This is a genomic window from Luteimonas cucumeris (assembly GCF_007830035.1).
GTDB classification, from domain to species: domain Bacteria; phylum Pseudomonadota; class Gammaproteobacteria; order Xanthomonadales; family Xanthomonadaceae; genus Luteimonas_C; species Luteimonas_C cucumeris.
The window spans coordinates 76,266-99,933 of sequence record NZ_VLKN01000007.1; the positions used below are offsets into that span (position 1 = coordinate 76,266).

Here is a 23,668-nt window from a genome sequence, read left to right on the forward strand (position 1 = left end):
GTCCGGGCGGTCCCTTAAGCGCAAAAAAGAACGGGGCCTTTCGGCCCCGGTTGTCTGGTATCTGCTGCTCGCCGGATCACTCCGGACGAACATCCACGCGCACGCGGATGCGGTCGCCAGGATGGTAATCGGTGTGGGTGCGATGGGTGCGGCCGGCATATTCGTACGTCACGTCGTAACCGGCGACGCGGCCATCGTTGACGCGGTTGTAGCCATAGCTGTCGCGGACCGGTTCCGGATCGCAGACGGTGACGCTGGCATTGCGCCGCTGGCGCACGGACTGGTCGTAGATCGAACGGCCCGCCAGCCCGCCGACCATCGAACCGATCGCCGAGCTCGCATAGCGCGCCGACCCGCCACCGACCTGGCTGCCGACCACGGCACCGATGACACCGCCCACCACGGTGGCCACGGTGCGGCTGGTGTCGCTGCCGCCACGGTAGGCACCATCATTGCCGTAGTAGCCATTGCTGCGATAGGCACCGTCATCGCGGTAATAGCCGTCGCGGTCGTAATAGCCATCGTTCGACACGTAGCCGTCGTTGCGTGTGTAGCAGCGCTGCGTACCGCTGGAATAGCTGTTGGTATTGCGATAACCGGACTGGATCACCGGATCGACACGGATCACGCGCGCGTAATCGTAATAGTCGCCTGAGGATTGTCCGTAGCGGTCGACAACGGGTTGGCCGTAGCGGGAGGAATAGCCCGACGATTGCGCTGCGGCGGTGCCGAAGGCGGCGACCAGGCCGAAGGCAAGGACCGAAGTGGCGAGGCGTTTCATGAGTGACTCCAGGCGCCGGATGACGCACTCGCACGCTAGGGGCCAGCGGGTAAAGCCGTGCTGAACCGAAACCGTTTCCAGCGCTGCGATGTCGCCGGATTTACCATGCCGACAGCCACGCCGCGACCCGCCGCGCCAGTTGGACGCCGCCGCGACCGAGCAGTGGCGCAACATGGCTGGCCGATGGCCGGCGGATCAGGTCGGCTTGCCATGCCTCGGCCAACGCCCGGGTCGCTGTCGCCGGCACGTCCTCATCCAGCTCCGAAACGATGCACAACACCGGGCAATCCGGCCGGGTGGCGACCACGCCGGCCTGCGCCGTATCCAGGACCGCGCCACTTTCGTCGCGCCAGCGACGGAAGGCGTAAAGCGCAGCCGCATCATCGGCGTCCGGCATCGCCCGTCGCGTCGCGGCCAGACGCGCATCGCGATGCCATGGCACAAGCTGCGTCCATGATCGCTGCGGCAACCGGTCGTGGAAGGGCGCGGGCGGCATCGGATTCACCAGCACCAGCGCGTCGGCCGCTTCAGCAGCGACCGCGCACAGCAAGCCGCCGAGGCTGGCGCCGATCAACGCTCGCGGGCGCGGCAGTGCATGCAGCGCGTCGCGCACTTGCGACAGGTAATCGTCGAAGGCGGTCGCCTGCAGTCCGGCCGGCACCGGCTGCAGATCGGGCGCGTCGACCCGCAGGTCTTGCGCCAGGACGCCACGCCAGAGGTTCCATTCCCAGCCACCGCCGCCGGCGCCGTGGACCAGCAGCGCCGACCTCATCGGCGCAAACCCGCCGTCATCGACAGCAGCTTGTCGGCGATCCGCAGCACCGATGCGCGCTCCTCGTCGGCGGCCATGACCAGATAATGGCCGGCGACATTGCGTATCGCCGGCCTGGCGATGCGCACCAGGCGTCCGCTGGCGACCGCCTCGTCGGCAAGCGGCGAGCGCAACAGCGCGATTCCAAGCCCCGCCTGCGCGGCCGCCAGCACCAGGTCGTAGTCCTCGAAACGGCGGTCGTCGGACTTCGCACGGAAACGCACGCCCTGCTCGGCCAGCCAGTGGCGCCACTGGCTGGTGTCCGAATCGTGGAGCAGCGCCTGTTCCGCCAAGCGCGCGGGTTTCGCATTGCCGCCCAGGCTTGTGGCCAGATCCGGTGCCGCCACCGGATAAAGCTGTTCGGCGAACAGCAGTTGTGCACGGGTACCACGCCACTGGCCCTTGCCGTAGCGCACCGAAAGATCGCACTGGCCGCCAGCGAGGTCGGCGACGCGGTGCTCGATCGCCAGTTCTATCCGTCGTTGCAGCGGCGACTCCTGCAATGCCGGCAATCTCGGCAGCAACCACAGTCTCGCGAAGGATGGCACTACGCTGATCCGGATCGTCGGCAGTTCCCGGCGCGGTCGCCAGCGATCGGCGGATTCGCGGATCGCGCCCAGCGCCTGCTCTACCTGCGCGACGAAGCGTTGGCCGGCAGGCGTCGCCCGCACACCACGGCCATGTCGTTCGAACAACGGCGTACCCAGCCAGCGCTCGACCGCCTGCACACGGCGGCTGACGGCGCCATGGGTGAGCTCGAGCGATTCCGCGGCCGCGGAGAAGGAACCGGTGCGATGCGCGGCGACCACTGCGGTCAAGCCATCCAGGGGTGGCAGGGATGAGCTGTGCATACAACGCAACACCTCATCACCGATCGTTGTCCTATGTCAACGATCAGGCAACGGCGAGCATGCGCCGGTCGCCCGCCAACCGATCGCCATGCACCGCACGACACCCATGCGCTCTACCCGACCGCTACATATCCGCACTGCAGTCTTCATCGGCATGGCCGCGACCGCCTCCGGGGTCGCTGCCCAGGCCCAGGACGACGTGGCCGGCAGCGCGGACGACGCCTTCGGCAGCCGCATCGGCCAGGAAAGCATCGGTCTGTACTCGGAATCGATGGTGCGCGGTTTCGACCTGCAGCAGGCCGGCAACTACCGGATCGAGGACGTCTATTTCGTGCGTGCCGCCGGCCCCACCGATGCCATCGTCGCTTCGTCGCAGATCCGGGTCGGCGCGAGCGCATTGCCGATCGATTTTCCAGCGCCGTCGGGGATCGTGCAGTACAGGTTGCTACCGGGCGAGCGCGAGCGCGGCCGCATCGAATTCGGTTTCCAGCATCTGCTCGACAGCAATCCCCGGCCGTATCTGCGTGGCTTCTTCACTCGGCGCAGCGACGACGGCCGGTTCTCGCTGTCGGGCGGACTGCTGGGCTCGCCGAGCGCGCGTTACATGTTCGGTAATGAAGCCCGGTACTACGGCGTGGGCCTGGTGCCGCGCCTGCGACTGGGCGAACACTGGCAGATCACAGGCTTCCACGGCCTTTATGTCCAGCGCTACCAGGCCGATGTCGGCTTCGTCGCGGCCGATGGCGTGCGGCTACCGCAGGTCGAGCGATTGCGTTACCTGGGCCAGGCGTGGTCGCGGTTCGATACGCGCAACGTCACTTCCGGCGCGATCGTTTCCTCCGATGCGCGCGACAACGCCTGGGACTATTCGCTGTCCACCGTGCGTTCGCGCGTGGATCGCCCGCGTTCGGACTTCAACCTGTTCACCGGCATCGACGCCGCGGGCCGCACATCCGCGTCGACGCTGGTGGCACGCGACCGCGGCATCGATTCGCAAGCCCTGGAAGGCATCGCCCGCCGTGACTGGACCGGCGAACGACAGCGCCACGAACTGACCCTGCTCGCCCGTTCCCGGCACTCGGACTACCGCAATCCGCGTACGACTGTCCTCGATGTCGGCAATGCCTCGATATGGGGCCCGGTGCCGCAACTGCCGGCGCCCGGCGACCGGGCCGCAGGCCAAGGCAGTACCCGCATCGCGCAGCACGAATGGGGGCTGGGCTGGCGTTACCAGCACCGCCGTGGCTTTGCCGCCGACATCGGAATCCGCCGCGTCGTGATCGACGAAACCGTGGCGCAGGCCAGTGGCGTGCGCGCGACGCGCAACTCGGCGCAATGGCTGTACAACGGCTCGCTGGTGGCTCCGCTGTCGTCGCGACTGACGGCGTTCGTGGCCGCCACGCGCGGCATCGAAGAAGCAGGCAGCGCGCCCGAGAACGCGGCCAACCGTTTCCAGGTACTGCCGCCGGTGCTGGCGCGGCAGTCGGAACTGGGCCTGAAATGGCAACCGGTGCCCACGCTGTCGCTGATCGGCACGTTGTTCGAGATCGAGAAGCCGGAGCCAGGATTCGACGCCGGCAACGTCTATCGCTTCCTCGACGACGTCCGGCATCGTGGCGTCGAAGTGTCGCTGGCCGGCGATGTCGCCGAAGGGTTGCACGTGGTCGCGGGCGCTTCCTGGATGCGCATGCGGTTGCGGGGCGAGCGCGTGGAAGCCGGCGAGATCGGCGAGCAGCCGGTCGGGCGATCGGCGAAGCTGGCACTGGCCAGCTTCGACTACGCGCCCACGCGCTGGCGTGGATTTTCCATCGACGCCGACGCCACCTATTACGGGCCGCGATTCATCGACGATCGCAATCGCTACCGCACGCCCGGCTACACGCTGTTCAACGTCGGAATGCGCTACCGCTTCGCATGGAACGCGGTACCGGCCGTGCTGCGCCTCCGCGTCTACAACGCCACCGACAGGTATGCCTGGACGGTAGGCGGCAGCGGCATCCAGTCCTACGAGCCCGAGCGCCGGGTGATGCTGAGCCTGGCGCTGGGCGAATGAAGGATGGCTGGAATCAGAGCAGCTCGGCCTCCAGCGTGATCGGCACCGCGCTCAGTGCCTTGGACACCGGGCAGTTCTGCTTGGCGTCGTCGGCGATCTCGCGGAATTTCGCCGCGTCGATACCCGGCACCTTGGCCTTCGTCTTCAGCCGGATCGCGCTCAGCGTCGGGCCGCCTTCCATCGACAGGTCGACCTCGGCGCGCGTATCCAGCGTCTCCGGCGGATGACCGGCCTCGGTCAGCTTGGCGGACAGTGCCATCGTGAAGCAGCCGGCATGCGCGGCGGCGATCAGCTCCTCGGGATTGGTGCCCTTGACGTCGCCGAAGCGGCTGTTGAAACCATAGCGCGTGTTCTCCATCAGCCCGCTCTGCGGCGTGCTGAGCTGGCCCTGGCCGGTCTTGAGGTCACCTTCCCAGTGCGCGGTGGCGTGACGCGAAATACCCATGTCGTTCTCCGGATTGATGGTCGTGTGTGTTGCGGTTGCCGACCAGAATAGTTGGACATACGTTACGCAGGCGTTGCCATGTTGCGCCGCAGCGGCGACGGCGCTGGGCACGACGCCGATGCCGCGCTAAGGTTAGCCTCCGCCATGACCGACGCGCGGTCGCCAGCTGCGACCACTCCCGACGCGACCAGGCAGCGCTTCCGCCACGCCGACCATGACGTCCTTTCCACCCAGACACAGGGAGAAACGGACTCATGTCCTACAGTACCGAGCAGATCCGCAACGTGGCCCTGGCAGGCCACCCTGGCGCCGGCAAAACAACGCTTTTCGAAGCCCTGCTGCATGCTGGCGGCACGATCCAGACGGCAGGCACGATCGAACGCGGCACCACGGTGTCCGACTTCGATCCGCTGGAAAAGGAACGCGGCCATTCCATCGACGCCGCCATCGCCAGCATCGACCATGCACCCGCGGGGCAGGCGCCGGTCCACATCAACCTGATCGACACGCCCGGCTATCCGGATTTCCGCGGCCCGACCCTGTCCGCGCTGGCGGCAGTGGAAACGGTGGCGATCGTGGTCGATGCCGACAGCGGCATCGGCTACGGCACGCGTCGGATGATGGAGCACGCCAGGGCGCGCAACCTGTGCCGGGTGATCGTGATCAACAAGATCGACCACGACGGCGCCAGCAGCGCGCGCCTGCTCGACGAGCTGCGCGACAGCTTCGGTCCGGAAGTGCTGCCACTGAACCTGCCGGCGGACGGCGGCAAGGCGGTCGTCGACTGCTTCGGCCAGTCGTCGGGCGACAGTGATCTCGGTCCGATCGCCGACTGGCACCAGAAGATCATCGACCAGGTCGTCGAGATCAACGAAACGGTGATGGACCATTACCTCGACCTCGGCGAGTCCGGCCTCAGCGGCGAGGAACTGCACGATGCCTTCGAGCAATGCCTGCGCGAAGGCCACCTGGTGCCAGTGTGTTTCCTGTCCGCGCGCAGCGGCACCGGCGTCAGGGAACTGCTCGATGTCGCCGGCAGGCTGTTCCCGCATCCGGGCGAAGCGAATGCGCCGCCGTTCCGGAAAGGCACCGGCGCCGATGCCCAGCCGATCGAGGCGCGGCCGGATCCGGACGCGCACGTGATTGCCGACGTGTTCCGCATCGTCAACGATCCGTTCGTCGGCAAGCTCGGCGTGTTCCGCGTCTACCAGGGCACCGTGAAGAAGGACACGCAGTTGTTCGTCGACGACGGCAAGAAGCCGTTCAAGGTCGCGCACCTGTTCAAGCTCAAGGGCAAGGATCACACCGAGATCGCGCAGGCGATTCCCGGCGACATCGCCGCGGTGGCCAAGGTCGAGGACCTGCATTTCGACGCGGTGCTGCATGACAGCCATGACGAGGACCAGATCCACCTGGCACCGCTGTCGTTTCCGCGTCCGATGTTCGGCCTGGCGATCAGCGCCGCCAGCAAGGGGCAGGAACAGAAGCTCGCCACCGCGCTGCACAAGCTGGCCGAGGAGGATCCCTGCTTCCATGTCGAGCACGAGGCGGAAACCAACGAGACCGTGGTCCGCGGACTGTCCGACCTGCACCTGCGCGTGAACCTGCAGCGGCTCAAGGACAAGTACGGCGTCGATGTCAGCACGCGGCCGCCGCGCATCGCCTATCGCGAGACGGTCGGCGCCAAGGCCGATGGACATCATCGCCACAAGAAGCAGACCGGCGGGGCCGGCCAGTTCGGCGAGGTGTTCCTGCGCATCGAACCACTGCCGCGCGGCGGCGGCTTCGAGTTCGTCGATGAAGTGAAAGGCGGCACGATTCCCGGTCAGTTCCTGCCGGCAGTCGAGAAAGGCGTGCGCCAGGTGCTGTCCGGCGGCGCCATCGCCGGTTATCCGATGCAGGACGTGCGCGTGATCGTCTACGACGGCAAGCACCATGCCGTGGACAGCAAGGAGGTCGCGTTCGTCGCCGCCGGCAAGAAGGCGTTCCTGGATGCGATCGCCAAGGCCAGGCCGCAGGTGCTGGAGCCGATCGTCGACCTGGATGTCAACGCACCCGAGCAGCACATGGGCGACATCAGCGGCGGCCTGGCCAGCAAGCGTGCGCGCATCAACGGCACCGACTCGGTGCGCGGCGGCGAGATCGTGGTCAAGGCGCAGGTGCCGTTGTCGGAACTGGAAGGCTATGCGGCCGAACTGAAATCGATCACCGCCGGCCGCGGCCGCTACTCGCTGGATTTCAGCCACTACGAGCCGGTGCCGGCGCAGGTGCAGCAGAAACTGGTCGAGGCGTACAAGCCGAAGCACGAGGAAGACTGATTGCGGCAACGCCTTGCAGGGCTGAGCTTGCTTCGCCCTGCAAGGATTGCTGTATCACGTGGCGAACGCTGCCGGGCATCGACAAAAGGAGCGCGTATTGCCGCTTCGTTCCGGGCCGCGCGACGATATCCCGGCCCGTCACCCCGGTAATTTCCGCATCCCCGTTCGTCGACTCCTGCCAAATGCCTGAAAAAAAGGCTTGGCGTGGCGCTGCGCATGCCCTACATTTCGCTTGCCGACGGGGTCGGCCCAGACAACCAACCAACGAGTATCGACAGGACAACTATGGCAAAGAGTGCGAAAAAAGCCGCTAAGAAAGCCGCTCCGAAGAAGGCTGCCGCCAAGACCAGCGGCGCGCCGAAGCCCATCAAGGAAGCGCTGAGCAAGTCCGGCCTGGTGTCCCACATCGCCGAAGCGACGGGCGTGCTGGGCAAGGACGTCAAGGCCGTGCTGGCTTCGCTGGAGCAGGCCATCGCCGGTTCGATCAGCAAGAAGGGCGCTGGTTCCTTCACGCTGCCGGGCCTGTTCAAGGTGACTTCGGTGGCCGTGCCGGCCAAGCCGAAGCGCAAGGGCAAGAACCCGTTCACCGGCGAAGAGCAGTGGTTCGCTGCCAAGCCGGCTTCGGTCAAGGTCAAGGTGCGTCCGCTCAAGAAGCTGAAAGACGCCGCGGCCTGATCGCGACGCCATCCCGCCGGAACGGCACATCGCCGTTCCGGACGGTTTCCGGCAGCGCCGCACCGCGCGACTGCCGTGATGATCCCGCGTCATGCACGCACTCTCTCCTTCCTTCGCCGCACTCCTCGCCGACGCCATCCTGGCGTTGCATGTCGGCATCGTTGCCTTCGTGGTACTGGGCCAGGGCGCAATCCTGGTCGGCGCATGGCGCCGCTGGCGCTGGATACGCGACTTCCGCTTCCGCGTCGCGCACCTCGTGCTGATGGCCTTCATCGCAGTGCAGTCCTGGTTCGGGCAGTTGTGTCCGCTGACACTGTGGGAACAGGCGCTGCGGGCGCATGCCGGGCAGACCGCCTACGCCGGATCCTTCATCGAACACTGGCTGTCGCGGCTGATCTTCTTCCAGGCGCCTTGGTGGATTTTCGTGTTCGCGTACAGCGCGTTCGCCGCGCTGGCCCTGGCCTGCTGGTTCTGGCTGCCGCCACGTCGCAGGACGCGCTGATCGCCACCTCGCATCACGCCTGCCGATGGAACGCATCGGCGTCGCCATTGGCACGCAGGACACGCTAGGCTCCGTTGCCCGATCCCGATGCGATGTCCATGGCCCTGTTCGACTTCCCCACCCTGCTCGCCTACCTGGCCGCGGCCACCGTGCTGGTGCTGATACCCGGGCCCGGCACGGCCTGGATCGTCGCGCAAACGATCGCAGGCGGCACGCGGCGCGGACTGCGCGCGGGACTGGGACTGGAAACCGCCACGCTGATCCATGCGATCGCCGCCGGGCTGGGCTTGTCGGCGTTGCTGGCCGCGTCGGCATTGGCGTTCGAAGTACTCAAGTACGCCGGTGCCGCCTATCTGGTCTGGCTGGGCCTCAAGGCCTGGCGCGAAACGGGCGCGACGCAGGCGACATCGGACACGGCATTGCCGACTGCAGCGCGCGAGGATCGCCATGTCTACCTTCGCTCGGTGCTGACCGGCGTGCTCAATCCCAAGGTCGCGGTGTTCTTCCTCGCCTTCCTGCCGCAGTTCGTGCATCCGGAGCATGGCCTGGTATGGCTGCAGTTCCTGCTGCTGGGCGTGTTGCTGTCGCTGATCGGTTTCTGCAACAGCTCGATGCTGGCCTTCACCATCGGCCGCTTCGGTCGCAGGCTTTCCGGAAAACCGGGTGTCGCACGCTGGCGGCAACGGCTGATCGGCACGGTATTCGTGGGCCTGGGCCTGCGGCTAGCGCTGCAACAGCGGCCCTGAACCTTCGATGCGACCCGTCGCGACGATGAGCGAAACTGCTTGAACACGGCCGGTTCGCCCACAGGTCGTAACGCAACCATCGCGACGGAGCAATGCATGAAGACCCAGGGCTTTCTCGACCAGCTGCTGAAAACCGCGCAACAGGGAATGGGTTCGGGAGGCCTGGAGGGCCTGCTGGGTGGTGGCTCACAGCCGGTGCCCGCGCAGCGACGCGACGCACCGCGCGAAGGTGGCCTGCTCAATGCCGACTTCGGCAAGGGCGCGCTGGCCGGTGGTGCGCTGGGTCTGCTGCTCGGCAGGAACCGCACCACCCGCAAGCTGGCGACCTATGGCGGCCTGGCCGCACTCGGCGTGATGGCCTACAAGGCCTATGGCGACTACAAGCGCCAGCAGCATGGCGACACGGCTGAACCGCGCACGGTCGACCGGATCGCCGCACCCGAGGTCGAACTGCACAGCCGCGCGATCCTGCAGGCGCTGGTCGCCGCCGCCAAGGCCGACGGCCATATCGATGCGCGCGAACGCTCGGTGATCGAAGGCGAGTTCAGCCGCATCGACAACGACGCCGAACTGCGCCAGTGGCTGAGCACGGAACTGGAGCGGCCGCTGGATCCCGCGGAAGTGGCGCGCGCCGCGACCACGCCGGAAATGGCTTCAGAGATGTACCTGGCCAGCGTGCTGGCGGCGGACGAGCAAAGCTACATGGAACGCGCCTACCTCGACGAGCTTGCGCGCCAGCTCAAGCTCGAGGACGGGCTGAAGGCACGACTGGAACAGCAGGTGCGCGACGCGACCGGCTGACCCGCGCCGGGCCTCTCGATGCGGCCGGGCATGACCGGATACTCTTGGTTTCCGCCGCTGAAGGAACCCGGGACCGTGGCCGCTTTCCCTGCCCCATCAGGCCGACGCAAACGCTGGCTCGCCTGCCTGTTCGCCATCGTCAGCAGTGCCGGCGCCTCGCTGCCGGCCACGGCAAGCAGTGGCGAGATCGTCAGCAGCGACGACTTGCGTATCCATTACGTCGACAAGGGCGATCGCAACGCCGGCGTGCTGCTGTTCGTGCCCGGCTGGGGCATGGACGCGTCGGTCTGGGACGCGCAGATCGCGGCCTTCTCGAAAACCCACCGTGTCATCGCCATCGATCCGCGCTCGCAGGGCGCGTCGAGCAAGACCCTCGCCAGCAACACGCCCGAGGCCCGCGCCGGCGACATCGACGCGGTGATGCGCGAGTTGTCGCTGGATCCGGTGGTGCTGATCGGCTGGTCGCAGGGCGTGCAGGACATCGCCGCCTATGTCGAACGTTTCGGCACCCAGCGCCTGGCCGGCCTGGTGCTGGTGGATTCGCCGGTCGCGGCTGGTGCCGTGGCCATTGAAAGCGATCCCGCCGCCGCGCGGCTGACCTTCGAACGCATGGCGCTCTATGCCGCTCACCAGCGCCCGTACCTGGAAGGCATGATGAAAGCGGTATTCAAGAAGTCCATGCCCGACGAAGCCCTGAAACGACGCGTCGATGTCGCGATGCAGACACCCGTCAGCGCCGGCATCGCGATGCTGGTCCTCGACCTGTACGGCGCCGACCGGCGCCCCGCACTGAAGAAGATCGACCGGCCGACGCTGGTCGTCGCCGCGGCCGCATCACCGGAACTGGCAGCCCAGCGGGCGATGGCCGGCCAGATTCCCGGCGCGACGCTGGTGAGCATCGAGGATGCGGGGCACGGCGTGTTCGTCGACCAGCCGGAACGTTTCAATGCCGTACTGCGCGAATTCCTGGCAAAAGTGGAAGCGCGCGACTGATCGCCCGCCGGACGCGGCTTCGACGACCGGCCGCCGCCATGTGCCGCTTACGCGTGGCAGGCGCTAGCATGTCGGGCAATACCGCCCCGCCCGGAAGCGCATATGGCCCACCGCAGCCTCTGGCTGTTCGCGATCGCATTGCTGGCAGGCATTGCGATCCTGCTGGGAAGATCCTGCGCTGGCGAAGACGCGTCGATCGTTGACGCCGTGCCATCGCCAACCGCGACTGCGATCGTCCCCGACGGAAACGCAGCGCATGCGGACGCTGCGCAACAGCAGGCCAGCCAGCGCCAGCAAGCGCTGTCTGGCGCTGCCGACACGCTGCATCGCTACCTGGCCGCGCTCAGCGGCGAGGATCGCGCCAAGGCGGATGCGTTCTGGGCCAACGGCCGCCCGCCGGCGCAGTCCAACGAGGCCGACCTGCGCAACCTGCAGGGACTGCGTGCGCTGCGCATCGAGAACACGGCACCCGTGCCTCTGGATTCGCAGCCGGTGCCTTCCGCAGTGGAAATCCCGGTCGAACTGCGCGCGAGCCTGGACGGCTCGCCCAATCGCCGTTACCGCGGCTGGTATCGGCTACGTGCGCTGGACCCGGTCAGGGGCGACTGGGAAATCACTTCCGCTTCGGTCAAGGCCGAAAGTCGTTAGCGCGCCATCACATCGCCGATCCTAGTATCGGCTCGAATGCAGACAACACACCTTTGATCTCGAACACGGAGTCGACCATGGACAAGCGTTTCTGGATCTGCGGACTGGCGATGTCGGTGGCGACCCTGCTGCTGGGCTTCGTGGTGCATGGCCTGCTGCTGGCCGACGACTACGCGCCGCTGGTCGGCACGCTGTTGCGCACGCCCGAAGACGCGCAGCGCCTGTTCCCGTGGATGCTGCTGGCCGACGTGCTGATCGGCTTCACCATGACCTGGCTTTACCGCTTCGGATTTTCGGAAGGCCGTTCGACCATCGGCCAGGGCCTGCGCTTCGGCCTGGCGGTCGCGCTGCTGGCCAGCGTGCCGATGCACCTGATCTATTTCGCGGTGCAGCCGACGCCGGCGGCGCTCGCGGTCAAGCAGGTCGTGCTGGACACGATCCGCTTCCTGCTGCTGGGCGTGCTGATCGCCTACCTGCAGCCGCGACGCGTGGTGCTCTAGCCAAAACCGGCATGCGCGCCGCCGTCGCGCCGCTAACCGTCCATTCACCGCCACGGCGTAGGCTGCCTGCCTGCCCATGGAGTCCTGCATGCCTTCCACACGTTTCTTCTTTGCCGCGCTCATCGCGATTTCCCTGGCCGCCTGCTCGACGATCGGCGCCATGTCGGCCTGGCTCAACGACCAGGTGAGCTTCAGTGCGCCGCAACTGCAGCGCTATCTGGACCAGCGTTTTCCGCGCGAGTTCGACAAGCTCGGCGGCCTGGTTTCGGTCACGCTGGCCAACCCACGCTTGTCGCTGCCCCCTGGCGACAACCGGCTGCGCCTGGAGTTCGACATGGGCATGGGCGCGCTCGGCAGCCAGGGCGTGCCGAACGGTCGCCTGGCGTTGAGCGCGGGCCTGCGCTACGACGCCACCACGCAGGGCCTGCACCTGGTCGATCCGGAACTGCTGCAGTTCGACGTGCCCGGTACCGGCGCATTGCTGAAGGGCGGCGCGCGAGGTGTGGTCAACAGCCTGCTCGCCGAGTACGCACGCAGCGAACCGGTGTACCGCCTGGAACCGGCGCTGCTCGACAAACTGCCTGCCGGCAGGCGCATCGGTGCCGTCGACATCGACGAGGGTCGCGTGATCGTGCGACTGCAGTAGAACGGAGCCGACATGAAGCATGCGATGCTGCTGGTAATGCTATGCACGATGATGCTTCCGGCGTGCTCGGATCGCAAAGCCGCGACTGACGCTCGCCAGGATGAAGCCAGCGGCGACAGCGCATTGCCGGCGCCGGCCCGCAGTACGGGACCTGTCACCGGCATGCCGGACAAACCCGCACCGGCCGTGCCCGCGCCTGTCACCGGGCAGGCGCCCGTGGAAAACGCGATCGTGGTCGACGGCTCGCTCGACGCCGCCAATCCCGAAACCGGGCTCCTGCCCGGCGGCGGCGTCGCTGTCGGCAGCGACGGCAGCGATCCTGCAATGCCGGCGTCAGCGCCGGTCGAGCCCACGCCGGACGATGCCGTGGCCGTGATCCGCGACTATTACGACTCGATCAACAGCCGCAGCTACGCGCGCGCTTATTCGCTGTGGTCGGACGAAGGCCGCAGCAGTGGACAATCGCCACAGCAGTTCGCCGACGGTTTCGCCGGCACCGCGCAGGTCGCCATCGCCATCCAGAAGCCGGGCCCTGTCGAGGCCGCGGCGGGTTCGCGTTACATCGAGGTGCCGGTGGCGATCAATGCCACCGCGCACGATGGCAGCGTACGCGGATACACGGGCAGCTACGTGCTGCGCCGCGCGGTCGTCGATGGCGCCAGCGCCGAACAGCGGGCGTGGCGGATCGCATCGGCGGATCTGCGGGAAGTGAAGCCCTGAGACGGCTTCAGTTGTTGCTCTTGCCCTTGACGAGAAAAATGCCTGCCTGAGCCGGCCGAAGGGCGATCCGACTGCGGCAGCGGAAGTACAACAGCTAAAGATTGGTCCGACCTGAAAGCCGGCAAATGCTTCGCACAGCCAAACAACAGCAAAACAAAGTCATTGGGTCTTGCGACTCCCGCCTTCGCGGGGATGACGGCCAAGAACAACAGCAACACGAGAGCCACAGCACACTCACTGCTGTGGCTCGAAGCAACCGTCAACCAAGCCACTTCATAGACCCGGAGGGCGGCGCACATGGATGCGCGCCGTTTTCCGACCGAGCCAGGATGGCGAGTCGGAAAATCTACGAGGACGACCAAGCGCAACGGGAGCTTTGTCGGGGAAGGGCCTTTTCTTTGGTTACTTTCTCTTGGCCCCATCAAGAGAAAGTGACCCGCACGCGCAGCGGGCGGAAGCTTTTTGAAAATGTCAGCAAGAGCAGCGGAGCAAGCTCCGCTTTACAGATCTGGCACGACTGTGTAGCAGGCGGGACGCCCATCGCTCGCTACAACTACAACTCGAAGCGGTAGCTCAGCTTGACCAGCAACTGCTCGTCGTCGCGCAGGTCGAAGCTGTCGCGCACCAGCCGCCCGCCGTTCTCGGAGAATTCGTTCTGATTGAAACCGCCGCGGCCATAGACCACGTACAGGTAGGACAACGGCGCCAGCTCGTAGCGGTAACGGATCTGGAAACCGAGGTTGCTCAGGCTGAAATCCTCGATCGGATCGTCGCTGGCCACCGCGTTGCCGGCGGAATCCACGCGCCAGGCCTGGCGCGCTTGCGCATCGATCGCCAACGCCTGCAGCTTGACCCGCAGCTCCTGCTTGTTGCCGATGTTCCAGTCGAGGCCGGCATTGAAGTGCCATTCGCCGCCGTCGAAACTGCCGATCAGGTTGTCGTGCTGCCACAACAGCCAGTCCGGCGTGCGGTCGGCGTAGACGCCGGCATAGACGCTGAAGGCATCGCTGATGAAATAGGTCGGCTGGAACTCGACGCTGTAGCCGATCTTGCTGTTGCCGGCCAGGCCGCTGCTGAAGGCCAGGGCCTCGATCTCGTACGACCAGTTGCCCTTGCGCGGACGCTCATACGAGAAATTGGCGTTGAAGTTGGGCGGCAACTTCACCACGCCATTGCCACGGGTCAGCATGTCGTCGACGCCGGCGCTGTTGATGTTGATCTGTGCGTACTCGCTGCTGCCGTTGCGCAGGCCACTCTGCCGGCTGATCCGCAGCTGCTGCTGCAGGCGGTCGCCATGGTTGTTGTAGCTGCCGGTGATGCGCGCGCGCCAGTCCTTGGAGGCGTAGCGCGATTCCGCCGGCAGGTCGGTGAAGCGACGCATCACCTGCCAGTTGCCGTAGTTGGTGCTGTTGCGCGACAGGTAACCCATGTCGTTGATCTGCAGCTCGTTGCCGAAATGCATCACCAGCCATTGCTGGCGCCAGCCATGGTCCATCTCGTAGTTGACCCACATGGTGCCGCCGTAGTCGCGCACGCTGTCGTCCGCGGCGCCTTCGACGACCTGGTCGATCTGGCTGCCGATCAGTCGTGTCTCCACGCTGACGCGTTCGGTCGGCCGCCAGTTGTGGTCGACGCCGAAAACGGTGGCTTCGCGGTCCAGGTAAGGGCGCTCGACCTGGGTCAGCATCATGCCGAGGTTCTGCGTGCTGAAGTCGCGCACCAGGCGCAACGCGCGGAACGAGCGACCGACCTCGTCCGCCTCGTCCGCGGCGAAGACGCCGTACTTGGTCTCGCCGACGCTGCCGTTGACCTTGACCGCGGCGGTGATGTCGCCGGAACCGTTGCCATCATCGGCCGGCGCGCCGATGCGGCGCGTATACAGCAGCTGGCTGAAATCCGATGGCGTGGTGAACTCGAACAACCCCTGGTTCTCGGTGAAGAACGGGCGCTTGTCGCTGATGAAGGTCTCGGTGGCGTCGAAACTGACCACCAGGTCGTCGCTCTCGACCTGGCCGAAGTCAGGGTTGATCGTTGCCGTCAGCTGGAACTGTCCGTTCGGCTTCCACAGGAAGTCGGCACCGCCGTCGAAGTCGCTGCCGCCATGCACGTTGTCGTACAGGCCGGATACGTAGGGCGTGATCGCCAACAGCGACTGGCTGTACTGCGGTACTACGACCGGCGCGAAATCGGACAGGAAGCGCGGGCGCTCGAAGCTGGCCACCGGCCAACCCGCACGCTCGCCGGTGGAACCGATCACCCGGTCCAGGTAGACCTTCATCGTGCGCGTGCCGCCCTCGGCCCTGTGCATCGGCGCGATGTACCAGGGGATCAGCATCTCCACCGACCAGCTGTCGGCATCCTCGCTGACCGCATGCCGCCAGTTGCCGTCCCAGTCGTCGTTGAACTGGCTTTCGTTGGTGATGACCGCATCGGCGATGCCGTCGGTCGAGGACACGGTGAAGTTGTAGCCGGTGCGGCCGCTGCCATCGAAATCGACCATGAGGTTGACGCGATCGACCTGCTGCTCGAAGTCGCGCTGCACCATTTGCCGCGTGCGCGGCACGCCCGCTGGCTGGACATTGCGGAACGCGATCGCCAGACCATCCGGCGTGGCCAGGATCCACGCCTCGGTCGGCTGCGAACCGGGCTCGCCGCTCAGCGGCTGCACCTTGCGGAAGTCGGTGATGTGCTGGGCGCCCTGCCATTCGGCCGGATCGATGCGGCCATCGACTTCGATCGCATAGGCCGGTGCGGACAGCGCCGACAGGACAGCCATGGCCAGACATGCGCCGCGCATACGATGTTTTCCCCAACGGGCTTCAGCCCTGACGACGCGCACCTTACCGACGGCGATCGGCGTTACCGACTGGCATCAGTCATGGCAACCTTTTCCGCCTGGCATGCATCCCGTGGTGACAAGCATGCAAAAACCGCCCATGACACGGATCAGGACGGATGAATGCGGCCAACGCGCAGCCGCCGGCGCCAACATCGTGACAGGCAAACGTGGAAGCGCCCGCGGAGCGGACGCCCCGCCAGCTCAGCGCTTGGGCTGCAGCATCGTCCCGGTGCAGTTCCTGGAACCGCACAGGCAGGCCCACAGTTTCTTCGCCTTGGCGGTATGCGGCTCGTCGAGGACGATGCCGTAGTTGTAGGTCAGTTCCTCGCCCGGCTTGATGTCGCGGATCGCCTCGATGAACACCTTGTCCTTGTGGCGCTTGCCCTTGTCGTTCTCCTCGATCACCGCTTCGCAGTTGGGCTTGCAGCTGTGGTTGATCCAGCGCGCGATGCCACCGTCGATGTTGGCGTCGACCACGTATTCGTCGTTGAGGGTGAACAGGAAGGTGTGGCCGTTCTCGTCGATCTCGCCGTAGGCCTCGTCGACTTCGTCGTGAGTACGCAGCTTGCCCTTGTAGCGGACGATCCGTTCCCCTTTCCTGATCGCTTCGGTGGCGAACACGCCGTTGCCGTGGATCGGGGACAGGCGGGCGGCGATCTTCTTGCGCGGCATCGAGTTTTCCATGGGTCCGGGAGACGACATTGTGTCCCGAATGACCCTGCACAGGCTACGCCGCCTGTCCGGTCCATCGTGATTGACACGTTTGGCTTGGCTACATTTCCCCGTCGTGAGCCCTCCATGCGTCTTTTCCCCATTCTCGCCATCGCCGCCGCGATCATCGGTTGCGGCTGCAGCAGGCTGCCCGCCGAAGATGCCGCCAACGCGCACGTCGGCGCCGCATCGACACCATTCGCGCCGATCCCGTCCGACGGCGAGCTGCTGGCCCGCGGCGAGTACCTGATCCGCACCTCCGGCTGCAACGACTGCCACACCGCCGGCTATGCCGAGCAGCAGGGCAACCTCGACAAGGCGCAATGGCTGACCGGCTCGCCGATGGGTTACAAGGGCCCGTGGGGCACGACGTACGCGGCCAACCTGCGCCTGAAACTGGCCGACATGGACGAGGCGCAATGGCTCGACTACAGCGGCAGCCTGCGCACGCGGCCATTGATGCCGGACTTCGCCCTGCGCGCGATGAGCGCGGACGATCGCCGCGCCATCTATCGCTTCATCCGCTCGCTCGGGCCCGCCGGCTCGCCGGCCCCGCCCTACCTGCCGCCCGGCCAGACGCCGGCCCGTCCTTACTTCGAGCTGGTGCTGCCGGCGGCACCACCGGTCGCCGTCGCGGCCGGCTGAACCGTTCGTCCCTTCCGCTTGGCTCCGGCGCGCTGAATCAGTACAATTTCAGTCCTCATTAGAGGACAGCCAGCCAGAAGCGCCGCCCGCGGCCGCTTCGAGCCAACGAGATGCTCCGGGTCACCAAACTCACCGATTACGCCAGCGTGGTGCTGACCGTGCTGGCCAGCGCGCCCGACACCGTGCTCAGCGCGACCGGACTGGCCGAACGCGCCGGCCTGGAACCACCGACCGTGGCCAAGGTGCTCAAGCCACTGGCGCAGGCCGGCCTGGTCGAGGCCTTTCGCGGCGCCAACGGCGGCTATCGTCTCGCCCGCGCGCCGGTCGACATCTCTCTGATCGAGATCGTCGAAGCGATCGAAGGTCCGCTGGGCATGACCGAATGCAGCGTCCATGCCGGCGCCTGTGGGATCGAACAATCCTGCAGCGCGCGCGCCAACTGGCGCCGCATCAACGACGTCGTCGCCGACGCCCTGCGCGGCGTCACGCTGGCCGACATGGTGGCGCCGCCCGTGCCTGCCGCGCCCGTGCGCAGGATTGGCGCCAAGACAATTCCCGCCGCGCTGGCCAGCAACTGAGGGTCGCCATCATGGCCATCGAAAACGCCGAAATCATCGAACAACTGGGCCGCCGCTACGACGCCGGCTTCATCACCGACATCGAGTCCGACTCGTTCGCCCCGGGCCTGGACGAAGACGTCGTCCGCGCCCTGTCCGCGAAGAAGGGCGAGCCGGAATGGATGACGCAGTGGCGCCTGTCCGCGTACCGCCACTGGCTGACCATGCCGGTGCCGCACTGGGCCAAACTGAAGATCGCGCCGATCGACTTCCAGGCGATCAGCTATTTCAGCGCCCCGAAAGCCAAGTACGCCTCGCTGGACGAAGTGCCGCAGGAACTGATCGACACCTACGACAAGCTCGGCGTGCCGTTGCACGAACGCGCCAAGCTGGCCGGCGTCGCCGTCGACGCGGTATTCGACTCGGTCAGCGTCGGCACCACGTTCCGCAAGGAACTGGCCGAGAAAGGCATCATCTTCTGCTCGATGTCCGAGGCGATCCACGATCATCCGGAGCTGGTGCGACAGTACCTGGGCAGCGTGGTGCCGACCGGCGACAACTACTTCGCCGCGCTGAACTCGGCGGTGTTCTCCGATGGCAGCTTCGTGTTCATCCCGAAAGGCGTGCGCTGCCCGATGGAGCTGAGCACCTATTTCCGCATCAATGCGATCAACACCGGCCAGTTCGAGCGAACCCTGATCATCGCCGAGGACAAGTCCTACGTGTCCTACCTGGAAGGCTGCACCGCGCCGATGCGCGACGAAAACCAGCTGCATGCCGCGGTGGTGGAACTGGTCGCGCTGGAAGACGCAGAGATCAAGTATTCGACCGTGCAGAACTGGTATCCGGGCGACGAGGAAGGCCGCGGCGGCATCTACAACTTCGTCACCAAGCGCGGCGAGTGCCGCGGCGCACGCAGCAAGATCAGCTGGACCCAGGTCGAGACCGGGTCGGCGATCACCTGGAAATACCCCAGCTGCGTGCTGCTGGGCGACGACTCGACCGGCGAGTTCCATTCGGTCGCGCTCACCCACCATCGCCAGCAGGCCGACACCGGCACCAAGATGATTCACGTCGGCAAGCGCACCAAGTCCAAGATCGTCAGCAAGGGCATCAGTGCCGGGCGCGGCCAGAATTCGTACCGCGGCCTGGTCAAGGTCGAGCGCAGCGCCGAGGGCGCGCGCAACCACACCCAATGCGATTCGCTGCTGATCGGCAAGCAATGCGGCGCGCATACCTTCCCCTACATCGAGGTCAAGCACCCGAGCGCAACGGTGGAACACGAGGCGACCACCTCCAAGATCAGCGACGACCAGCTGTTCTATTGCCGCTCGCGCGGCATCTCGCAGGAAGATGCGGTGTCGCTGATCGTGGACGGCTTCTGCAAGCAGGTGTTCCGCGAATTGCCGATGGAGTTCGCGGTGGAGGCGAAGAAGCTGCTGGAAGTGTCGCTGGAAGGCTCAGTGGGCTAAGGGCAGTCATTGGTGATTCGTGATTGGTGATTCGAAAACCCATCCACGACCCGTATCACTGCACTACCAATCACGAAACACAAATAACGAACCACGAATCCCATGCTCACAATCGAAAACCTGCACGCCCGCATCGGCGACCGTGAAATCCTCAAGGGCCTCTCGCTGGACGTGAAAGCAGGCCAGGTGCACGCCATCATGGGTCCGAACGGCGCCGGCAAGTCGACGTTGGCCAACATCCTGTCCGGACGCGAAGGTTACGAGATCACCGCCGGCACGGTCAGCTACAACGGCCAGGACCTGCTCGCGCTGGCACCGGAGGAACGCGCCGCGGCTGGCGTGTTCATGGCCTTCCAGTACCCGGTCGAGATCGCCGGCGTCAACAACACTTATTTCCTGCGCAGCGCGCTCAACGCGCAGCGCAAGGCGCGCGGCCAGGCAGAGCTGGATTCGATGCAGTTCCTGAAGCTGGTCCGCGAGAAGCTCGCCGTGCTGCACCTGGACGACAAGCTGCTGCAGCGCGGCGTCAACGAAGGTTTCAGCGGCGGCGAGAAGAAGCGCAACGAGATCTTCCAGATGGCGGTGCTGGAACCGAAACTGGCGGTGCTGGACGAAACCGATTCCGGCCTCGACATCGATGCGCTGAAGAACGTCGCCGAAGGCGTGAATGCGCTGCGCACGCCGGAACGCGCATTCCTGGTCATCACCCACTACCAGCGCCTGCTCGACTACATCCGGCCGGATGTGGTGCACGTACTCGCCGACGGCCGCATCGTCGAAAGCGGCGGCCCGGAACTGGCGCTGGAGCTGGAAGCGCACGGCTACGCCTGGGTGAAGGACCGTGTCGCGCCGCAGGCAGCAGCCTGATGAACGCCCTGCTCGATTCGCTCGCTTCCGGTTTCGACGGCGACGCAGCCCGCCGCGCCGCGCTCGACGCCGCTCTGCGCGACGGCCTGCCTGGCCCGCGCAGCGAAGCCTGGAAATACACGCCGCTGCGTGCGCTGGAGCGCCGTACGTTCGCGCCGTCCACCGACATGCCGGCATTCGATGCGGCCGCCATCGCCGGCATCGCCGCACCGCGGCTGGTCTTCGTCAACGGCCGGTTCGATGCCGCGCATTCCGATACCGGAGCGCTACCGGCCGGCATGACGCTGCAAGCGCTTTCGTCGCTGCCTGCCAGGTTCGGAACGGATGCAAGGATTGCGCAGCGCGCCGACGAGGTCTTTGCCCGGCTGAATGCCGCATTGGCCGATGAAGGTTTCGTGCTGCGCGTCGAGGCCGGCGCACGCATCGACCTGCCTGTGCACCTGGTTTTCCTGGGCGTGCCGCAGGCGAACGACCGCGCCTGGCATCTGCGACACCGCATCGAACTGGGCGAAGGTGCACGCGCAGTGGTGATGGAACATCATCTCGCCGCCGGCGAGCATGCGCATCTGGCCAACCATGCCATGTCGATCACACTGGCTGCACGCGCGCAGCTGATCCACGCGCGCGCGCAGTGCGAGGCCGCGCGCGCAACGTCTTTCCTGCGCACCGACGCGGCGCTCGCATCCGCCGCCGGCTATCATCGCCTGGATCTCGAACTCGGCGCCGCGCTTTCCCGGCACGAACTGAACGTGCGCCTCGAAGGCGACAACGCACGACTGTCCGCCAACGGCGTGCTGCTGGCCGACGGTCGCCGCCACGTCGACACGCGCCTGGGCATCGAGCACATCGCCCGCGACACCGCCTGCGACCTGCTTTGGCGCGGCATCGGCAGCGGACGCGGACGCGCGGTATTCCACGGCGGCATCACCATCCACGCCGGCGCCGACGGCAGCGACGCGAATCTGTCCAACAAGAACCTGCTGCTCAGCGAAGGCGCGGAGGTCGATACCCAGCCGGTGCTCGAGATCCATGCCGACGAGGTCAAGGCCGCGCACGGCGCGACCGTCGGCCAACTCGACCCGACCGCGATGTTCTACCTGCGCTCGCGCGGGCTGCCCGAAGCGGAAGCGCGGCAACTGCTGACCGCGGCCTTCTGTCGCGAGCCGCTGACCGTGATCGACGATCCGGCATTGCGCGATGCGCTGGCCGTCGCGCTCGATGCCAGCCTGCAGCAGCTGGCGGTCGCATGAACCAGATGAGCATGACCGCCGGCAAAGCCGTCGACTGGAGCGCCGTCCGCGGCGATTTCCCGCTGCTCGAACGCCAGGTCAACGGCAGGCCTCTGCTCTACTTCGACAGCGCCAACACCGGCCAGAAACCGCGCAGCGTGATCGAGACGGTCGACGATTTCTATCGTCGTCACAACGCCAATGTCAGCCGTGCGGTGCACACACTGGGCAGCGAAGCGACGGAGGCCTACGAAGGTGCGCGCAGGAAGCTGGCGCGCTTCGTCAACGTCCATCCCGATGAACTGGTGCTATGCAGCGGCACCACCTTCGCGATCAATCTGGCCGCCTATTCCTGGGCGCTGCCCCGGCTGCAGCCGGGCGATGTGATTCTGCTGACGCAGATGGAACACCACGCCAACATCGTGCCGTGGCAACTGGTTGCGCAACGTACCGGCGCGACGATCGAGGTCGCCGGAATCACGCCCGACGGCGCGCTGGACCTCGACGCCCTGTATGCGGCGATGACGCCGGAGGTGAAGCTGCTAGGAGTCACCCACGTCTCTAACGTGCTCGGCACCGTCAACCCGGTGCGCGAGATCTGCCGCGAGGCGCGCCGGCGCGGCATCGCCACGCTGATCGATGGTTCGCAGGCGCTGCCGCACCGCAAGGTCGACATTGCCGCGATCGGCTGCGATTTCTACGCCTTCACCGGCCACAAGATGTGCGGCCCGACCGGCACCGGCGCCTTGTGGGCGCGCAAGGAACACCTTGCCGCGATGCCGCCGTTCCTCGGCGGCGGGGAGATGATCCGGGAAGTGCGTTTCGACGGCACCGTGTTCAACGATCCGCCGCACAAGTTCGAAGCCGGAACGCCGAACATCGCCGGCCATATCGGGCTTGGCGCTGCCGTCGACTATCTCGACGCGCTCGGCATGTCGCAGGTCGAAGCGCGCGAAATGGAATTGCTCGCGCACCTTAACGAAGAGCTTGCACGGATCGACGGCGTGCGCATCTTCGGCAATGCCGAGGAGAAGGCGGCCGTGGTCAGCTTCCTCGTCGAAGGCGCGCACGCGCATGACCTGGCCACGCTGCTCGACCTGGAAGGCGTGGCCGTGCGTTCCGGCCACCACTGCGCGCATCCGCTGATGCATTTCTATGGCGTTGCCGCCACCTGTCGCGCCTCGCTGGCGTTCTACAACACACACGACGAAGTCGAGCGTTTTGCCGCCGCACTCGTCAAGGTACGGGGCTTGCTGGCATGAATGTCATCGCCCCGCTCCGCTTCCGCGATGCGACGCCGGCCGACGTGGATGCGCTGGTGACTCTGGTCACCTCCGCCTACCGCGGTGACGCCAGTCGCGCCGGCTGGACCACCGAAGCCGACCTGCTCGACGGCAACCGCATCGATCCCGAGGTATTGCGCCAGGACCTGGCGCGTCCGCGCAGCCGCGTGCTCGTCGGCGAGCGCCCTTCGACCGACCCGGAACAGGCCGGCGAACTGCTGGCCTGCGCGCACGTGGCCGAAGAAGATGGCGCGGGCTATTTCGGCATGTTCTCCGTGCGTCCGGACCTGCAGGGCAGCGGCATCGGCAAGCGCCTGCTGGACGAGGCCGAGCGCGTGGTCCGCGACGAATGGCAACTACCGACGATGCAGATGACGGTGATCGACATCCGCGATGAACTGATCGCCTTCTACGAGCGACGCGGTTACGTGCGCACCGGCATCTACAAGCCGTTTCCGCATGGCGACGAACGCTTCGGACGACCGAAACGCGACGACCTGCGTTTCGAAGTACTGGAAAAACGCCTGTAGGCGTGCGTCGCAAAGGCATCGCATCACGGCGGTACCTGGCAACAA

At 66.2% G+C, this 23,668-nt stretch carries 24 protein-coding genes; 18 read left to right on the forward strand and 6 right to left on the reverse strand.

Features of this window, described 5'->3' with window-relative positions; genetic code table 11:
* Positions 1-76: 76 nt before the first annotated feature.
* The 3 genes from IP90_RS14160 to IP90_RS14170 all read right to left on the reverse strand — a co-directional run bounded on the left by IP90_RS14160 (position 77) and on the right by IP90_RS14170 (position 2,443).
* On the reverse strand, positions 77-781 hold the full coding sequence (locus IP90_RS14160) for a glycine zipper 2TM domain-containing protein (RefSeq protein ID WP_144900307.1): 705 nt from the start codon (positions 779-781) through the stop codon (positions 77-79).
* A gap of 100 nt (positions 782-881) precedes the next feature.
* Entirely contained in the window at positions 882-1,553 is a 672-nt protein-coding gene (locus IP90_RS14165; RefSeq protein ID WP_144900308.1) for an alpha/beta hydrolase, read from the reverse strand.
* Positions 1,550-2,443, reverse strand: a complete 894-nt coding sequence (locus tag IP90_RS14170) for a LysR substrate-binding domain-containing protein (protein WP_144900309.1) — start codon at positions 2,441-2,443, stop codon at positions 1,550-1,552. The genes IP90_RS14165 and IP90_RS14170 overlap by 4 nt, the downstream gene beginning before the upstream one ends.
* 154 nt (positions 2,444-2,597) lie before the next feature.
* On the opposite strand from IP90_RS14170, the gene IP90_RS14175 reads away from it, so the two are divergent.
* Complete coding sequence (locus IP90_RS14175) at positions 2,598-4,496, forward strand: TonB-dependent receptor domain-containing protein (RefSeq protein ID WP_144900310.1); 1,899 nt, start codon at positions 2,598-2,600, stop codon at positions 4,494-4,496.
* A gap of 13 nt (positions 4,497-4,509) precedes the next feature.
* Here the strand turns inward: IP90_RS14175 and IP90_RS14180 are convergent, their stop codons facing one another.
* Positions 4,510-4,941, reverse strand: coding sequence for an OsmC family protein (locus IP90_RS14180; RefSeq protein ID WP_144900311.1), 432 nt, complete (start codon positions 4,939-4,941; stop codon positions 4,510-4,512).
* Positions 4,942-5,195: 254 nt separating this feature from the next.
* On the opposite strand from IP90_RS14180, the gene fusA reads away from it, so the two are divergent.
* The 10 genes from fusA (at position 5,196) to IP90_RS14230 (ending at position 13,490) form a co-directional block, all read left to right on the forward strand.
* Positions 5,196-7,259 carry an elongation factor G gene (fusA, locus tag IP90_RS14185; protein WP_144900312.1) on the forward strand — a complete coding sequence of 688 codons (2,064 nt, stop codon included), beginning with the start codon at positions 5,196-5,198 and terminating at the stop codon, positions 7,257-7,259.
* Positions 7,260-7,544: 285 nt separating this feature from the next.
* Positions 7,545-7,934, forward strand: coding sequence for an HU family DNA-binding protein (locus IP90_RS14190; RefSeq protein WP_144900408.1), 390 nt, complete (start codon positions 7,545-7,547; stop codon positions 7,932-7,934).
* A 91-nt stretch (positions 7,935-8,025) separates the two neighbouring features.
* Positions 8,026-8,436, forward strand: a complete 411-nt coding sequence (locus IP90_RS14195; RefSeq protein ID WP_144900313.1) for a DUF2784 domain-containing protein — start codon at positions 8,026-8,028, stop codon at positions 8,434-8,436.
* Between the two features lie 98 nt (positions 8,437-8,534).
* Positions 8,535-9,182, forward strand: a complete 648-nt coding sequence (locus IP90_RS14200) for a LysE family translocator (protein ID WP_158635358.1) — start codon at positions 8,535-8,537, stop codon at positions 9,180-9,182.
* A 96-nt stretch (positions 9,183-9,278) separates the two neighbouring features.
* Positions 9,279-9,983, forward strand: a complete 705-nt coding sequence (locus tag IP90_RS14205; protein ID WP_144900315.1) for a tellurite resistance TerB family protein — start codon at positions 9,279-9,281, stop codon at positions 9,981-9,983.
* Positions 9,984-10,013: 30 nt separating this feature from the next.
* A complete protein-coding gene (locus IP90_RS14210; protein ID WP_206751918.1) occupies positions 10,014-10,976 on the forward strand; it encodes an alpha/beta fold hydrolase in 963 nt (320 codons plus the stop codon).
* 102 nt (positions 10,977-11,078) lie between these two features.
* On the forward strand, positions 11,079-11,624 hold the full coding sequence (locus tag IP90_RS14215) for a hypothetical protein (RefSeq protein WP_144900317.1): 546 nt from the start codon (positions 11,079-11,081) through the stop codon (positions 11,622-11,624).
* 77 nt (positions 11,625-11,701) lie between these two features.
* Entirely contained in the window at positions 11,702-12,124 is a 423-nt protein-coding gene (locus tag IP90_RS14220) for a hypothetical protein (protein ID WP_144900318.1), read from the forward strand.
* Between the two features lie 88 nt (positions 12,125-12,212).
* Positions 12,213-12,770, forward strand: coding sequence for a DUF1439 domain-containing protein (locus IP90_RS14225; protein ID WP_158635360.1), 558 nt, complete (start codon positions 12,213-12,215; stop codon positions 12,768-12,770).
* Between the two features lie 12 nt (positions 12,771-12,782).
* The gene (locus IP90_RS14230) at positions 12,783-13,490 is read left to right on the forward strand and encodes a major capsid protein (RefSeq protein ID WP_144900320.1); all 708 of its coding nucleotides are present in this window, start codon (positions 12,783-12,785) and stop codon (positions 13,488-13,490) included.
* 553 nt (positions 13,491-14,043) lie between these two features.
* Here the strand turns inward: IP90_RS14230 and IP90_RS14235 are convergent.
* Together IP90_RS14235 and IP90_RS14240 are read right to left on the reverse strand one after the other, a co-directional pair.
* Entirely contained in the window at positions 14,044-16,266 is a 2,223-nt protein-coding gene (locus IP90_RS14235) for a DUF5916 domain-containing protein (protein WP_242007609.1), read from the reverse strand.
* A 264-nt stretch (positions 16,267-16,530) separates the two neighbouring features.
* On the reverse strand, positions 16,531-17,001 hold the full coding sequence (locus IP90_RS14240; RefSeq protein WP_144900322.1) for an SET domain-containing protein: 471 nt from the start codon (positions 16,999-17,001) through the stop codon (positions 16,531-16,533).
* A 126-nt stretch (positions 17,002-17,127) separates the two neighbouring features.
* Here IP90_RS14240 and IP90_RS14245 point away from each other — a divergent pair, with 126 nt between their 5' ends.
* The 7 genes from IP90_RS14245 (at position 17,128) to IP90_RS14275 (ending at position 23,623) form a co-directional block, all read left to right on the forward strand.
* On the forward strand, positions 17,128-17,685 hold the full coding sequence (locus tag IP90_RS14245; RefSeq protein WP_199753496.1) for a c-type cytochrome: 558 nt from the start codon (positions 17,128-17,130) through the stop codon (positions 17,683-17,685).
* A 110-nt stretch (positions 17,686-17,795) separates the two neighbouring features.
* Positions 17,796-18,263 carry an SUF system Fe-S cluster assembly regulator gene (locus IP90_RS14250; RefSeq protein ID WP_144900323.1) on the forward strand — a complete coding sequence of 156 codons (468 nt, stop codon included), beginning with the start codon at positions 17,796-17,798 and terminating at the stop codon, positions 18,261-18,263.
* An 11-nt stretch (positions 18,264-18,274) separates the two neighbouring features.
* The gene (gene sufB / locus IP90_RS14255) at positions 18,275-19,714 is read left to right on the forward strand and encodes a Fe-S cluster assembly protein SufB (protein WP_144900324.1); all 1,440 of its coding nucleotides are present in this window, start codon (positions 18,275-18,277) and stop codon (positions 19,712-19,714) included.
* Positions 19,715-19,816: 102 nt separating this feature from the next.
* Positions 19,817-20,581, forward strand: coding sequence for a Fe-S cluster assembly ATPase SufC (sufC, locus tag IP90_RS14260; protein ID WP_144900325.1), 765 nt, complete (start codon positions 19,817-19,819; stop codon positions 20,579-20,581).
* A complete protein-coding gene (gene sufD / locus IP90_RS14265; RefSeq protein WP_144900326.1) occupies positions 20,581-21,831 on the forward strand; it encodes a Fe-S cluster assembly protein SufD in 1,251 nt (416 codons plus the stop codon). The genes sufC and sufD overlap by 1 nt, the downstream gene beginning before the upstream one ends.
* Before the next feature lie 5 nt (positions 21,832-21,836).
* On the forward strand, positions 21,837-23,072 hold the full coding sequence (locus IP90_RS14270) for a cysteine desulfurase (protein ID WP_425477122.1): 1,236 nt from the start codon (positions 21,837-21,839) through the stop codon (positions 23,070-23,072).
* Positions 23,073-23,077: 5 nt separating this feature from the next.
* Positions 23,078-23,623, forward strand: coding sequence for a GNAT family N-acetyltransferase (locus IP90_RS14275; RefSeq protein ID WP_144900410.1), 546 nt, complete (start codon positions 23,078-23,080; stop codon positions 23,621-23,623).
* Positions 23,624-23,668 lie beyond the last annotated feature (45 nt).

What these genes read in the sequence shown, in the direction of transcription:
- IP90_RS14225 (WP_158635360.1), top strand. Translation starts at nt 12,213, where the DNA reads ATGCCTTCCACACGTTTCTTCTTTGCCGCGCTCATCGCGATTTCCCTG.
- IP90_RS14250 (WP_144900323.1), top strand. Translation starts at nt 17,796, where the DNA reads ATGCTCCGGGTCACCAAACTCACCGATTACGCCAGCGTGGTGCTGACC.
- IP90_RS14160 (WP_144900307.1), bottom strand. Translation starts at nt 781, where the DNA reads ATGAAACGCCTCGCCACTTCGGTCCTTGCCTTCGGCCTGGTCGCCGCC.
- IP90_RS14235 (WP_242007609.1), bottom strand. Translation starts at nt 16,266, where the DNA reads ATGGCTGTCCTGTCGGCGCTGTCCGCACCGGCCTATGCGATCGAAGTC.
- IP90_RS14195 (WP_144900313.1), top strand. Translation starts at nt 8,026, where the DNA reads ATGCACGCACTCTCTCCTTCCTTCGCCGCACTCCTCGCCGACGCCATC.
- IP90_RS14165 (WP_144900308.1), bottom strand. Translation starts at nt 1,553, where the DNA reads ATGAGGTCGGCGCTGCTGGTCCACGGCGCCGGCGGCGGTGGCTGGGAA.
- IP90_RS14240 (WP_144900322.1), bottom strand. Translation starts at nt 17,001, where the DNA reads ATGCCGCGCAAGAAGATCGCCGCCCGCCTGTCCCCGATCCACGGCAAC.
- IP90_RS14215 (WP_144900317.1), top strand. Translation starts at nt 11,079, where the DNA reads ATGGCCCACCGCAGCCTCTGGCTGTTCGCGATCGCATTGCTGGCAGGC.
- sufD (WP_144900326.1), top strand. Translation starts at nt 20,581, where the DNA reads ATGAACGCCCTGCTCGATTCGCTCGCTTCCGGTTTCGACGGCGACGCA.
- IP90_RS14210 (WP_206751918.1), top strand. Translation starts at nt 10,014, where the DNA reads ATGACCGGATACTCTTGGTTTCCGCCGCTGAAGGAACCCGGGACCGTG.
- IP90_RS14170 (WP_144900309.1), bottom strand. Translation starts at nt 2,443, where the DNA reads ATGCACAGCTCATCCCTGCCACCCCTGGATGGCTTGACCGCAGTGGTC.
- sufC (WP_144900325.1), top strand. Translation starts at nt 19,817, where the DNA reads ATGCTCACAATCGAAAACCTGCACGCCCGCATCGGCGACCGTGAAATC.
- fusA (WP_144900312.1), top strand. Translation starts at nt 5,196, where the DNA reads ATGTCCTACAGTACCGAGCAGATCCGCAACGTGGCCCTGGCAGGCCAC.
- IP90_RS14200 (WP_158635358.1), top strand. Translation starts at nt 8,535, where the DNA reads ATGGCCCTGTTCGACTTCCCCACCCTGCTCGCCTACCTGGCCGCGGCC.
- IP90_RS14190 (WP_144900408.1), top strand. Translation starts at nt 7,545, where the DNA reads ATGGCAAAGAGTGCGAAAAAAGCCGCTAAGAAAGCCGCTCCGAAGAAG.
- IP90_RS14245 (WP_199753496.1), top strand. Translation starts at nt 17,128, where the DNA reads ATGCGTCTTTTCCCCATTCTCGCCATCGCCGCCGCGATCATCGGTTGC.
- IP90_RS14175 (WP_144900310.1), top strand. Translation starts at nt 2,598, where the DNA reads ATGGCCGCGACCGCCTCCGGGGTCGCTGCCCAGGCCCAGGACGACGTG.
- IP90_RS14270 (WP_425477122.1), top strand. Translation starts at nt 21,837, where the DNA reads ATGAGCATGACCGCCGGCAAAGCCGTCGACTGGAGCGCCGTCCGCGGC.
- IP90_RS14205 (WP_144900315.1), top strand. Translation starts at nt 9,279, where the DNA reads ATGAAGACCCAGGGCTTTCTCGACCAGCTGCTGAAAACCGCGCAACAG.
- IP90_RS14230 (WP_144900320.1), top strand. Translation starts at nt 12,783, where the DNA reads ATGAAGCATGCGATGCTGCTGGTAATGCTATGCACGATGATGCTTCCG.
- sufB (WP_144900324.1), top strand. Translation starts at nt 18,275, where the DNA reads ATGGCCATCGAAAACGCCGAAATCATCGAACAACTGGGCCGCCGCTAC.
- IP90_RS14220 (WP_144900318.1), top strand. Translation starts at nt 11,702, where the DNA reads ATGGACAAGCGTTTCTGGATCTGCGGACTGGCGATGTCGGTGGCGACC.
- IP90_RS14180 (WP_144900311.1), bottom strand. Translation starts at nt 4,941, where the DNA reads ATGGGTATTTCGCGTCACGCCACCGCGCACTGGGAAGGTGACCTCAAG.